The sequence below is a fragment of the Pseudomonas sp. ES3-33 genome, from assembly GCF_000952175.1.
Lineage (GTDB): Bacteria > Pseudomonadota > Gammaproteobacteria > Pseudomonadales > Pseudomonadaceae > Aquipseudomonas > Aquipseudomonas gregormendelii.
Genome location: NZ_JZRI01000157.1, coordinates 91,831 through 103,858, shown reverse-complemented (window position 1 = coordinate 103,858; position 12,028 = coordinate 91,831). Strand labels below are relative to the sequence as shown.

Annotated in this window: 17 protein-coding genes and 1 pseudogene; 15 read left to right on the top strand and 3 right to left on the bottom strand. The window is 58.1% G+C overall.

The window, feature by feature from the left end; translation table 11 throughout:
- Positions 1–613 precede the first annotated feature (613 nt).
- Complete coding sequence (locus UB23_RS29850) at positions 614–766, top strand: hypothetical protein (protein WP_160298075.1); 153 nt, start codon at positions 614–616, stop codon at positions 764–766.
- Between the two features lie 69 nt (positions 767–835).
- The gene (locus tag UB23_RS27195; RefSeq protein WP_045062568.1) at positions 836–1,024 is read left to right on the top strand and encodes a hypothetical protein; all 189 of its coding nucleotides are present in this window, start codon (positions 836–838) and stop codon (positions 1,022–1,024) included.
- Positions 1,025–1,192: 168 nt separating this feature from the next.
- On the opposite strand, the gene UB23_RS27190 is transcribed toward UB23_RS27195, so the two are convergent.
- The 3 genes from UB23_RS27190 to UB23_RS27180 all read right to left on the bottom strand — a co-directional run bounded on the left by UB23_RS27190 (position 1,193) and on the right by UB23_RS27180 (position 4,848).
- On the bottom strand, positions 1,193–1,777 hold the full coding sequence (locus tag UB23_RS27190) for a hypothetical protein (protein WP_045062567.1): 585 nt from the start codon (positions 1,775–1,777) through the stop codon (positions 1,193–1,195).
- A gap of 264 nt (positions 1,778–2,041) precedes the next feature.
- Positions 2,042–3,091: a phage portal protein gene (locus tag UB23_RS27185; RefSeq protein ID WP_082069259.1), complete on the bottom strand. Its 1,050-nt coding sequence runs from the start codon at positions 3,089–3,091 to the stop codon at positions 2,042–2,044.
- Complete coding sequence (locus tag UB23_RS27180; protein WP_045062577.1) at positions 3,091–4,848, bottom strand: terminase ATPase subunit family protein; 1,758 nt, start codon at positions 4,846–4,848, stop codon at positions 3,091–3,093. The genes UB23_RS27185 and UB23_RS27180 overlap by 1 nt, the downstream gene beginning before the upstream one ends.
- A 167-nt stretch (positions 4,849–5,015) precedes the next feature.
- Here UB23_RS27180 and UB23_RS27175 point away from each other — a divergent pair, with 167 nt between their 5' ends.
- The 13 genes and pseudogenes from UB23_RS27175 (at position 5,016) to UB23_RS27120 (ending at position 11,923) form a co-directional block, all read left to right on the top strand.
- Complete coding sequence (locus UB23_RS27175) at positions 5,016–5,846, top strand: GPO family capsid scaffolding protein (RefSeq protein ID WP_045062566.1); 831 nt, start codon at positions 5,016–5,018, stop codon at positions 5,844–5,846.
- Between the two features lie 42 nt (positions 5,847–5,888).
- A complete protein-coding gene (locus UB23_RS27170) occupies positions 5,889–6,896 on the top strand; it encodes a phage major capsid protein, P2 family (RefSeq protein ID WP_045062565.1) in 1,008 nt (335 codons plus the stop codon).
- Positions 6,897–6,907: 11 nt separating this feature from the next.
- Positions 6,908–7,606 carry a phage terminase small subunit gene (locus UB23_RS27165; RefSeq protein ID WP_045062564.1) on the top strand — a complete coding sequence of 233 codons (699 nt, stop codon included), beginning with the start codon at positions 6,908–6,910 and terminating at the stop codon, positions 7,604–7,606.
- Positions 7,607–7,707: 101 nt separating this feature from the next.
- On the top strand, positions 7,708–8,169 hold the full coding sequence (locus UB23_RS27160) for a head completion/stabilization protein (protein ID WP_045062563.1): 462 nt from the start codon (positions 7,708–7,710) through the stop codon (positions 8,167–8,169).
- The gene (locus tag UB23_RS27155; protein WP_045062562.1) at positions 8,169–8,381 is read left to right on the top strand and encodes a tail protein X; all 213 of its coding nucleotides are present in this window, start codon (positions 8,169–8,171) and stop codon (positions 8,379–8,381) included. The genes UB23_RS27160 and UB23_RS27155 overlap by 1 nt, the downstream gene beginning before the upstream one ends.
- A gap of 39 nt (positions 8,382–8,420) precedes the next feature.
- A complete protein-coding gene (locus tag UB23_RS27150; RefSeq protein ID WP_177328604.1) occupies positions 8,421–8,744 on the top strand; it encodes a phage holin, lambda family in 324 nt (107 codons plus the stop codon).
- On the top strand, positions 8,741–9,583 hold the full coding sequence (locus tag UB23_RS27145; RefSeq protein WP_045062560.1) for an N-acetylmuramidase domain-containing protein: 843 nt from the start codon (positions 8,741–8,743) through the stop codon (positions 9,581–9,583). Before UB23_RS27150 ends, UB23_RS27145 begins: the two co-directional genes overlap by 4 nt.
- Positions 9,580–9,786 (top strand): hypothetical protein, encoded by a 207-nt coding sequence (locus UB23_RS27140; RefSeq protein WP_045062559.1) that lies wholly within the window; start codon positions 9,580–9,582, stop codon positions 9,784–9,786. Before UB23_RS27145 ends, UB23_RS27140 begins: the two co-directional genes overlap by 4 nt.
- Positions 9,783–10,148: pseudogene (locus UB23_RS27135) on the top strand (Rz-like lysis system protein LysB); the annotation flags it as partial. The gene UB23_RS27140 and the pseudogene UB23_RS27135, both read left to right, overlap by 4 nt.
- Positions 10,069–10,335: an Rz1-like lysis system protein LysC gene (lysC, locus tag UB23_RS30455; RefSeq protein ID WP_236695889.1), complete on the top strand. Its 267-nt coding sequence runs from the start codon at positions 10,069–10,071 to the stop codon at positions 10,333–10,335. The pseudogene UB23_RS27135 and the gene lysC, both read left to right, overlap by 80 nt.
- Entirely contained in the window at positions 10,319–10,855 is a 537-nt protein-coding gene (locus tag UB23_RS27130; protein WP_045062555.1) for a phage tail protein, read from the top strand. The genes lysC and UB23_RS27130 overlap by 17 nt, the downstream gene beginning before the upstream one ends.
- Positions 10,848–11,306, top strand: coding sequence for a phage virion morphogenesis protein (locus UB23_RS27125; protein ID WP_045062552.1), 459 nt, complete (start codon positions 10,848–10,850; stop codon positions 11,304–11,306). Before UB23_RS27130 ends, UB23_RS27125 begins: the two co-directional genes overlap by 8 nt.
- A gap of 29 nt (positions 11,307–11,335) precedes the next feature.
- Positions 11,336–11,923: a hypothetical protein gene (locus tag UB23_RS27120; RefSeq protein ID WP_152644327.1), complete on the top strand. Its 588-nt coding sequence runs from the start codon at positions 11,336–11,338 to the stop codon at positions 11,921–11,923.
- Positions 11,924–12,028: the final 105 nt, after the last annotated feature.

Genomic DNA, 12,028 nt, shown 5'->3' with positions numbered 1-12,028 from the left:
TTATAGATCAAAGCCTTACGATCGGATAACCTTGAACCTAACCATAACTAACCCTCCAAAGTTAGCACTCAACCCCAGTAAATACGGGGTCTCAAGGACACCTCCCTCCCCCTTTCTAAAAACTAACCCTTTTCCCGAGCCGCCTCTCAGAATTGCCCCAGACTGCGCCCCAGTCACCATCTCCAAAACGGGCTACCCTCGCAGGGATTCGCAGTCTTTTTCACCCTCATTAATGCTAGAGCAGGCCCAGCCAGGCGCGCGCGACAGCACCTGCGGGGCGTGCAGAAAAAGCGCCCTATTTAGCCCGCAGGCGTGGTGGGGGGACGACGGCGCGCGCCAGGGCAAGAGCCCGTCCTCGGCTAGTTGGCAGCAACCTGCGGAAAGGGCGAACCGGCACTGGCCGATATCGGCGAATCCCTACCCGGCACGGCCTAAACAAAAATCCCCGTACCGGAAAAGTTTTACCCCTAACCGGAAAAATCTTTCCGAACCTGTCTACAATCTGCCCATTTCAAGGAAAGGAAACCGTTTAGATGTCGACTGAACGATCGCTAGAGCAAGCGACCGGCCTGACCTGGGCGGCTGGATCGAATACGATTTCACGGCGCCGTACGTGCGCGCACGGGTGGCCCAGTTCAACAAGCCGGATGCCAAGCTGTCAGGCCTGCAACTGCTGAGCGATCCCAAAAGCGGATGGCGCTGGGCCACCCGGGAGTGGATTGCCCAGGCGAACAACCGCGCCGCCCGCGAAGCCGCCGCGCGTTGAGCGGAACCAACAAGAAAGGAACCCCGGCCGTGCCGTGTCGGTACTGCCTACAAAACCCAAGGAGTCACGATGTCGAATACAAATGTCAGCGAAATCTATGAATCGTTCAGCGAGGATGATACCAACCGCTATTTGGCCGACGGCTGGGTGATTGTGGCTGTGGTCAGCGGAACCCGACATCTGGCAGGCGAAAAGGAAGTAGGGCCGATCTATGTGCTCGGCAAGCCTGCCGATGAGGGGGCCGGTTTCTTTGACTAGCCATAACGAGTAACGGGACATCCGTTAAATGCGCCGCACGAAAAAAGCCCACCAGAGTGGGCTTTTTTGCGGCTGTTATATACAACTGGTATGGGAACGGTTTGGCCAATCGATGGCGGCAGGTACCCCCTCCACCAAACATCGGAAACTGACGAGCGCCCAAATAGATCAAACCGGCTCACACCAGTCGCGGATCATTTCGATCAAGGCATCGCCCATCGGCAAATTGCGCTGTGCGCAGACGACTTTGAAGCGAGTGTGCAAGGCCAGCGGAATGTTCGCGTTCAGCCGTTTGAGCACTGGCGCAGTGTCTTGAATAATCTGCTGCAAGCCCCGGTAAGCATAAGCCACACTGGCATAGACGGCTACTTGATGCCGAGTGCCATGGATCGGCAGGCGCAACTCGTAACCTTGATCCCCCGGCAGTTTGTGCAGGGTATAGTCCTGATTGCTGTGTTGCTGGAGTCGGGCCAGCAACTGGGCGAGCTCTTGCTCGTTGTGCTCGTCGAACGACAGCTCGGCTTCATGCTCACCGACATACTCGGCAATCGCCGCTTCCAGGGCGGCTTCGGCTTCATCGCTGAAATCCTGGCGGATGCCATCGTTAGTGGTGCGATCCAGCAGCAGATGCCCGTCTAGCTGTACGCGATGTTCCGTACCATTGAGTGTGAAATACAGTAGCCAGAATGGCGGAAGGTCACCGTCAGAATGTTCCACGCGGTGGTGGGTGATGGTTATGTCGATATGGGTCATTGGAGCCTCTAGATCTGCGCCGGATTGATATAAATGATTATTTACTCATTTGAGTTTACATTAAACGCCAGATGGGGCAAGAACTTCCAGTGACACCACTTATGTAAAAAAGCCCCCACTTACAAAGAACGCGGGGGCCTTTTTGCTGGTCGTGTTTCCCACGCCCCTAGACTGGGCGCCCAGTCCACCACCGTCTGGTAGCAATCGGCGTGTTCGAGTGATTCAAGGTCGAATTGGTGTCGACGCACCGGCTCGCCGTCTCGTTCACTGCGGAGAAGGGCTTGATACCTCCCCGACGATTTCGTAGGGTTTAAACCGGATTACTTCCTCTCCCACCCAATCATTCAGCTGCAACATCCGCGTCTGAATTGGCTCCAGCTCATTCGCCGCATAGATCTGCGCCGCCTCTCTGATCGATCCAAATCCGCCTGCGTTCTGCGGCACGATGCCCATTAATTGGGGCGGAATCCGCAAGCTGGCCAGTACGTCATCGCGTGTCTGATTCTTGATCGAGTTGAACTCGTCCTTTGCCGCCACTTCACTGACCGGAATTAGCTGAATTCCGTCTTTCTTCCCGGTCGGCGAGTACACAAACAAGTTGCGAAAATTTCCTGGCCCTTTCGAATCCTTGAGCGCCTTGCGCAGTGCGTCGATATCAGTCTCGGTCTGCGCAGCGTCGGTCATGTACAAAATGAAGCCGGCATGACTACCGTTCTCGTAGTACTTGCGCCGGAACAGGGTTGCGGCCTCATTGAGCAAGGCTGATTGCAATGCGCTGATCCACTCCGGCAGCCCGTAGATTTCCTGATGCAGATCCGCCTCACGCAGGTGGAAAATGCTACCTGGTTCGAATGCATGCTCATTTTTGAAGCCCTGCACCTGATAAAACATGCCATCTGGTCCGGCTCGCATGTACTTCGCCAATGGCGGCACAAGCTGCATAGCGCTGCCCAACACCGAACGGCGGCATTCCAGGTAGCCATTGCCTAGGCACAACCAGTCCAGGGCAAACTGTTCAAACGCAGCGCGGGACAACATCGGGTGCGGAATGAAAGTCTTGCTTAGTAAGTTGCGCTTGAACATCAGTCCCGAGTGCAAGTGCACACTCGCCCCCACCGAACGCGCCAGACCATCCAGCGAAAGCGGCGGCTCATACCATCGGCCGTTAAACCAACACTCCAGGTAATCGAATACCTGCCGCCCACCCAACACAGGCGAGGGATCACCAAAACTGAACACCCGCGTGCCCTGGCTAACTGGCGGTGCATCGGTGGCTGCGGGCACCAAGGCCTGATTGGCGTGTTGTTCAGTCATCAATAAATCTCCATCCGCCCAGTATTGGCAGCCGTCTGCCCCTCAAGCGGTTCGTTGTGCAATGCATGAAAGAGCGCCCACGCCAGATCGGCGTGACCGGTGTTGTCGTTACGTCCTGCGGTATAGGTGTACTGCCGCCCACCCGCAGTCATCGTCTTGCGAATCGCCATCAGCGACTGCGCCATGTCGGTCCACCCGGCGTCGAACTCCAGCCGCCCCTTATGGATCACGTCGTAGGCCTTCAGTACCAGGCGTGTTTTCACTTCAGGCGAATAGCTGAACGTGGTCACCGCCGGGAAAAACTGGCGCACCAGCTGCGCCACGCCACTCCCCAGTCCAGTGACATCAATCCCGATGTACGTCACCCAGTAGCGGTCGCAAACGCTTTTGATAAACGCAGCCTGGGCAGCAAAGTCCATCCCCCGAAATTGGTGCCGCTCGAGCACGCGAAACTTGCCGCCCGGGACCAGCGGCGGCGCGACCACTACCAGACCCGAGCAATCCCCGGTCTCGGCTGGATCGTAGCCAATCCATACCTGCCGATCGCCAAACGGCCGCATCGCAAACGGCTTGTAGTCCTCAGCCCATTCAACCCAGCTATCGACCATGCAGGACTGCAACAACGCCAACGGGAAAATGCTTGCCCCGTCGTCAACAAAGTCGCACATCAGCAAGTTGGCGAACGCCTCGGGGCTGTACTCGCGCCGCAGCTCATCGACGTCAAAAAGATCACAGCCGCCCTGCTCCGCATCCAGGATGTTGACGATCTGCCGCCACAACCGATCCTCACAGAGCCGCCCCTGCTGAAGCGATCCGTGGCTTACGTCGACCTTGGTGTGCTGCGCTGCCGGCTTACCCTTGTTGAACCGCTCCCCGGTCCAGAACGTATAGGCTTCGTGCGCCATGCTGGAAGGCGTCGAGAAGTAGGTCTTGCGCCATTTCTTGTGCATCGCCATGCCCGAGGCGACCTTGTTCAGCTCTTCAAACTTGAAGGTCCAGAAGAATTCGTCGAAGTAGAAATTGCCGTGATAGCCCTGGGCGGTGCGCGCATTGGTCCCAAGGAAGAACAGTTCGGCGCCGTTGGGGAGCACAATGGGATCGCCAGTCAGCTCAACGCCAATTACTTCCCGGGCAAAGGCCTGGATATAGCCACGAAACAGGTACGCCTGGTTTTTCGAAGCCGACAGGAAAATCTGGTTACGTCCCGTCTCTAACGCATCGATAAACGCCTCTCGCGCGAAGTAATAAGTCGCCCCGATCTGCCGGCTCTTGAGGATGACCCGAGTCCGCTGATTGCCCGCCCGGTACCAGTCCTTCTGATAATCGAAACATCCATCGATGAAGGCCTCGCGCAGCAGCTCGATTTGTTCTTCGCTGATGTCGTTCTTCGGGCTTTTCTTCTTCGGCCCTTCGTTGCGCTTGGCCAGGTTCGGATTGAGGTCGGTCTCGGTACCGCCACCCTGAAACCGTTGAATGCGCGCCTGCCGCTCCAGCTGCCGGTGCAGCAGATCTATCTCCTTGAAGTCGCCGCTGCTCTTGCCTTCCTTGAGGATCAGTTGCACCAGACGCGCTTCCAGCGCCCCGCCTATACGCTCGACGTTGTTCGCCCGATCCCACTCATCCCGGGATTTCCAGCTGTGTAGCGTTTTTTCTTTTTCGCCAGTAGCCTCTGCGATCTCGCAGATGCGCCACCCCATCCAGTACAGAAACTTGGATTGTCGGCGGGGATCGATAGGCAGCAGTTCGGTGGCATTCATGGCCGCGATGCTGCCGCTCATACCCGCGACTCAATAGCGCCGCCCCTTGTAGCGTCCCTCGCTACAGTCCCGCCTCGTTGCCGCAACTCGCGCGCGTCACGACCATGCCCTCATTGCAACGCACTGCTCACGTCACGGCAGGCGCCCACGCACCGAGGATTTACGGCATGAAGAAATTTCGCAGCAACTGGTTCCGCGTCGCCGTCGAGGGCGCCACCTCAGACAAACGCACCATCAAACGCGCCTGGCTGGAACAAGCCGCCAAGAATTTCAACCCGGCCACCTATGGCGCCCGTATCTGGCTGGAGCACTACCGCAGCCTTTTGCCGGAAAGTCCGTTCAAAGCCTACGGCGATGTGCTCGCGGTCAAGACCGAAGAAATCGACATCCACGGCCAGAAGAAGCTCGCGCTGTTCGCCCAGGTCGAGCCCACCGCCGACCTGGTCGCCATGAACAAAGCCAAGCAGAAGATCTACACCTCCATTGAGATCGACGACAGCTTCGCCGACACCGGTGAGGCCTACATCGTCGGCCTGGCGGTGACCGACTCCCCTGCCAGCCTCGGCACCGACGTCCTAGCGTTCTCCGCCCAGAAGCCCGATGCCAGCCCGTTCAAAGACCGTCATTACTCAGCGACCTCGATGTTCACCGAAGCCGTCGAGACCGAACTGAAATTTGAAGAGTTCGAAGAGAAGCCCAGCCTAGGCGCCCAACTCTTCAGCAAGGTCCAGACCCTGCTCAAAGGCAAGCAGGACAAGGACGACAGCGAGTTCGCCCAAATGGGCCAAGCCGTCGAAACCATCGCCGAGCACGTCAAAGACCTGCCCGACCAACTCGCCGCCGAGAAGCGATTTTCAGCCGGGCTGAAGACTCAGCTCGACCAGGTCAGCACCGATCTGAAAGAACTGAAAACCAAACTTTCCACCACCCAAGACCACCGCCAGAAAGAACGCCCTCCGGTATCCGGTGGCGACAACCAGGTCGTGACCGACTGCTAACAGTCAGCCCACCCCAGCCCCGAGTAACGAAGGACGATCCCTATGCGCAACGACACCCGAGTTCTGTTCAACGCCTACCTGCACCAGCTGGCTCAATTGCACGGCGTCACCGATGTCACCACCAAATTCACCGCCGCGCCGAGTGTTGCCCAAACACTGGAGACCCGCATTCAGGAATCCAGCTCGTTCCTCAGCGCCATCAACCTCTACGGCGTCTCGGAACAGACGGGCGAGAAGATCGGCATCGGTATCGACGGAACCATCGCGAGCACCACCGACACCACGGTCAAGGACCGTGAACCGCGTGATCCGAGCGGCTTGGACAACCGCGGGTATATCTGCACCCAGACCAACTTCGACACAGGCCTGCGTTACCAGAAGCTCGATCAGTGGGCGAAGTTCAAAGACTTCCAAGCCCGAATCCGCGACGCCATCATCAAGGCGCAGGCACTCAACCGCATCATGATCGGCTGGAACGGCATCAGCCGCGCCGCGACCTCAAACCCCGCTACCCATCCCCTGTTGCAGGACGTGAACATCGGTTGGCTGCAAAAAATGCGCGTGGAAAACGAAGCCCGCGTCATGGCTGAAGTGAAAGAAGGCAGCGGCAAGATTGAAATCGGAGAGGGTAAGGATTTCGAAAACATCGACGCCCTGGTCGTCAGCATGGTCAACGAGCTCATCGAGCCCTGGTATCAGGAGGACACCGAACTGGTGGTGATCTGCGGTCGCCAACTGCTGGCTGACAAGTACTTCCCGATCATCAACAAAAACCAGGCGCCCACCGAAATGCTCGCGGCCGATATCGTCACCAGCCAAAAGCGTCTCGGCAACCTGCCGGCAGTCCGCGTCCCGCACTTCCCTGCCAACGGCTTGTTGGTCACCCGCATGGACAACCTGTCGATCTATTGGCAGGAAGGCACCCGCCGTCGCACCGTCGTCGACAACGCGAAACGCGACCGCATCGAGAACTTTGAATCGGTCAATGAAAGCTATGTGATCGAAGACCTGGGCTGCGCGGCCATGGCCGAAAACATCACCCTGAGCTGAGGACGGCAATCATGACCAACCCCTGCCACCGCCACTTCCAACGTGTCACTGCCGCCATCGAGGCGGCAGCGACCGCCCCTACTCAGACCATGGCCGGCGCTACCGCCTATGAGCATCAGCTCAACCAACTGCTGCAGGACCGTCTGCGCCTGAAACAGGTGCAGTCGAACCAAGGCAAAGCCGAACTCAAACGCCAGTTACTGCCCGAGTACGTGCCTTACGTGCAAGGCGTATTGGCAGCAGGCCAAGGCGCCCAGGACGAAGTCATGACCACCGTCATGGTCTGGCGTTTCGATGCCGGCGACTTCGCCGGAGGTCTGGACATCGCCGAGTACGTGCTGGAACACAAGATGGTCATGCCCGACCGTTTTGCTCGCACCTTGGGCTGCCTGGTGGCGGAAGAAGTCGCCACTGCTGCCTTCAAGGCGCAGAAGATCAACGAGCCTTTCGACCTCGAAATTCTGCACCGAACCGCCGAACTGACCGATGCCGAAGACATGCCCGATCAGGCCCGCGCCAAGCTCTTTCTCGCCATGGGCCGCGCCACATTGGAAGGCATCACCGAAGAGCTACCGGGCCGAACCGGCCAGCCGCAAGCCGGCATCGATCTCCTGAAAAAAGCGATCGCACTGCACGACGCCTGCGGCGGCAAGAAGGATCTGGAACGGGCCGAACGCCTGCTCAACAAACTCGCTGCCACAAGCAGTTAACCGAGCGTCCCCACGCACCCGCCGGCTCGGGGCCGATCGTCAGGCCACTCCTCCTGAACGTGAAGCCTCGACCACCGGCGTCTATTACAGAGCACCGTTTCATGAGCGGATTCGTAGCGGGCGGCACCTCGCCCAGCGGCCATATCAACACCGACCCCTTCTGGCCCTCCATTGATCTGGAAGACGTGCGCGGCACGCTACGGCTCGACTCCAGCGTCACGGCAATCAGGCTAGAAACCGCCACCATTGCAGCTGCCATCACCATCAACCGTGAGTTCAAAGCGTGGCGCGAGACCCAGCAGGCAGCAGGCTACGCGACCCTTGCTGAAGTGCCGGCGGACAAAGTCAAAGACGTATCGGAAAACGTCCACCTGTACCTGCGGGCCATCTACACCGCAACCGGCGCAGAAATCTGCGAGCGCTACCGCTCCTTCGACACCACCAACAGCGGCAACCAGAACGCCGACGACCTCACCCCGAGCATTGATGAACTGCGCCGCGATCAACGCTGGGCCGTGCGTGACTTCCTTGGGTTGGGGCGCACCACGGTGGAGTTGATCTGATGGCCGTTACCGTCCGCGCCAATCAGCACGACACCGTCGACGCCTTGTGCTGGCGTCACTACGGCCGAACGGCCGGGGTGACTGAAGACGTCCTCAAAGCCAATCCCGGCCTGGCCGACTACGGCCCCACCCTCCCGCAAGGCCTCGTCGTCACGATGCCAGATGCCCAGCGCACAGCGCCGGAACGGCAAATGGTGAACCTATGGGACTGACCGACAAAGCCTTCAAACCCTCCACCCACGGACAATGGAATGAAGCGCATGCCTGAACGTCCTGACACCTGGGCCTGGTTCGTCACCTGGCTCGAACAGAACTGGCCGGCACTGTACGCCGGTCTCCTGGCACTCATCGTCGCCACCCTTCGGATCATTTACGGCGGCGGCACCTTACGTCGCATCGTGGTTGAGGCGCCGCTTTGCGGTGCTTTGGCACTTGCCGCCAGCCATGGTTTGTCATTACTCGGCATCCCCGCGTCCACCGCGCCATTCTTCGGCGGCGTCATCGGTCTGCTAGGCGTCGAGGGCACCCGCGCGGCGGCACGCAAGTTTTTCACCCGCAAGGTAGAACAACTATGACCACACTCCGACATGGCGACCGCTCGCAAGCGGTGCGCAGCATGCAAAAAAACCTCAAAAGCCACGGTGCCAACCTGCGCGTGGATGGCGCCTACGGTGACGCAACCGAAAACGCCGTCCGCGCTTATCAGCTGAAAGTCGGCCTGGTGGTTGACGGTGTCGCCGGCAGCAAAACCCAGCTCAGTCTGGCGGGTGGCGATTGTTCGAAGCTGCTGAAAAACGTTGACCTGGTGAATGCAGCCAAACGTCTCGACGTGCCCTTAGCCAGCGTGTACGCGGTCAATGAAGTGGAATCCGTGGGTAAGGGATTTCTCGACAACGGCAAGCCAGTGATCCTGTTCGAACGGCACGTCATGTACCGCCAACTCAAAGCCCCCCGACATGACGCAGATGACCCGTCCGAGCTCCAGCGCCACGCCGATCAGCTCGCCGCCACCAACCCTGCCCTGGTCAACCCGAAACCCGGTGGATATGCCGGCGGTACGGTCGAACATCAGCGCCTGAGCAGCGCCCGTCTGATCGATGACACCGCCGCGCTGGAATCGGCCTCATGGGGCGCGTTTCAAATCATGGGCTTTCATTGGCAGCGCCTGGGTTACGCCAGCGTGCATGACTTTGTCGCGGCCGTAAGTACCAGCGAGTCGATCCAGTTCGACGCCTTTGTCCGCTTCATCGAAACCGACCCGGCGCTGTACAAAGCGTTGAAGGCCCGCAAATGGACCGTCTTCGCCAAGCTCTACAACGGTCCCGACTACAAGCGAAATCTCTACGACATCAAACTGCAGCGTGCCTTCGAACGGCACGCAGACTGCGACTGTGGTCAGGCGGTGGCCGCATGATCGACCTCGAAAAAGTGCAAAGGCTAAATGTTCAGTACGGCGATCTGCTCGTGGTCCCGGAAGACACCGAGCCGCAAGGCATGGAGCTGCTGAGTGAAGCGCTCCAATACCTGATGCCAGGGTGCAAGGTCATCATCATTCGCGGCCCGGTGCAGCAGCTGGACGTCGGCGCCATGAACAAACTCGGCTGGTACCGCGCATGAGCACCCTTCGCCAAGCCTTGTTTGGCTTCGCTCTATTGGGCGCTCTGGCACTGCTGATCTGGGGCCAGGAACAGCGGATTACCGTAGCCAATAAAAACACTGAACTGGCTGAGCAGAACGGCAAGACGGCCCGTGAAGATTCCGATCGCAATTTGTCCACGGCCAACGCCCTGCGCTCGACGTTGCAACAAGAGCGCGACGCGCAGGCGAACCTGCGCACCCAGCAGGATTTGCTGCGCCACGGGCTGGCGAAGCGGGAACAAACCATCGAGGAACTCAAACGTGAAAACTCCCAACTGCGCGCTTGGGCTGACCAGCCTTTGCCTGATGCTGCTCGCCGGCTGCGCGAGCGCCCCGCCCTCACCGGCGCCGACGCTTATCGTCACTGGCTGTCCAGCCGTGGTGCCGTGCCGGCTGCCGGCGACCAACCCAACCCACAACGGCGCCCTGCTCACTGACCAGGACCGCGCCGAAGCCGCATGGGCCGACTGCGCTGCCCAGGTCGACATGGTCTATCAACACCAGGTGCAAAATGAACAAGCCCGATAGCCTGCGCGCCCACCTGCTGGCCTCCGTCCCGGAACTCAAGCACGACCCGGACCGGCTGCTGATCTTCATCGACAACGGCAAAGTCCGCTGCACGGCGGCAGCAAGCCTGTCGTTCGAATACGCCTACGACCTGCAAATCATCCTGACCGACTTCGCCGGCCACCCCGACAGCATCATGCTGCCGCTGTTGGGCTGGTTGCAGGTCAATCAATCGGAGTTAATGACCAACCTCGATAAATCCGCCGATGGGATCAAGTTCGAAGCGGACATCATCGACAGCAGCAAGGTGGACATGAGCCTGACGTTGCCTCTGACTGAGCGGGTGTTGGTGAAGATGCAGGATGACGGCACCCACTCCGTGAAACATGCGGCCGAGCCCCAGTACACGCCCTACGAAGCTATTGAAGGGCCGATCCAGGTGTTCGCGAACGGCGTGCTGGTCGCCGAATGGCAGGCACCATTGCCCGCTGACAGCATGGCATTGGCCAGCCCGCATCCGCAGCGCCCTGGCCATGAGTGATCAACTGCAAGCCTTGGAAGCGTGGGCAGGCGTTTTGTTGCAGCGGATTGACCCAGCAGCGCGCAACTCGCTGGCCAAAACCATCGCGCAGCAGCTGCGGCGAAGTCAGCAACAACGGATTGGGGAGCAGCGCAATCCAGATGGCAGCAGATACACACCGAGGAAGCGACGGAACCTGCGAAGTAAGAAGGGCCGAGTTAAGCAAAAGGTGACGATGTTTCAGAAGCTACGCACTGCGACTCATCTGAAAGCCCGAAGCAACAATGACGGCATCAGCGCTGGCTTCACGGGACGCATCGCCCGCATCGCACGGGTGCATCAGTACGGCTTGAATGATCAGGCGGAACGCGGCGCACCGGATGTGCGATATAAGCGCAGAGAGCTGCTGGGGTTCACCCATGGCGAACTAGACATGATACGAGGTGAAATCCTAAATCGCCTCTCTGAGTAAGCTACACGCTCCCTACAGATGATATCCTTATGATTCAATTGAATTTTTCCGCCAAGGAATGCTTAAAAATGAAGCTAAGCGTTAATATCAGAATCGCAATCCTACTAACAATTGCACTTTGCATAATGTTTATAGGAGTTCCTTTTGCTGGCGTTTACGACCATCCCGTACTAGCCACATACGCGGCGCTCAGCAGTTCATTCGTGTCATTTATAATTTTTTTGGATCTAAAACTAGACATAGTATTACAACGCGCCTTTCTAATCGGCTTTGGTGTTCTATACCAACTAATTTATCCAAAGTTTTTCTATATATTTGTAGACGAATGTCTTATGCCTGCGGACGCAATTGATCACTTCAACATTTTTGGGCAGGTAATTTTATTAGCCTGCTCGGGTGCAGGAGGCAGCATCATCGCCGTTCACGCCGATAAGACCTCAAGTGACAATCAAGAAGTGCCGAGTGAAAAAACACTTGTGATTGATAACACTAAGCATATCGACCAACTAATAAATAGCTCAAACAAGCTCAATGAAAAATTCAACTATATTATCGCTACCTCGTTAGTATCTGCACTGATAGCTGTCATCGCTATTGTTGTTGCTCTAACTCGTTAGACCCGCTTTTCGATGAACTGAGTTTAACTCGGGTGTAGGGCGAGAACGATTTGTAGAAATCGCTCCTACAATACAGCCGAGCTGCACTCCCATTCCACAAGGCGC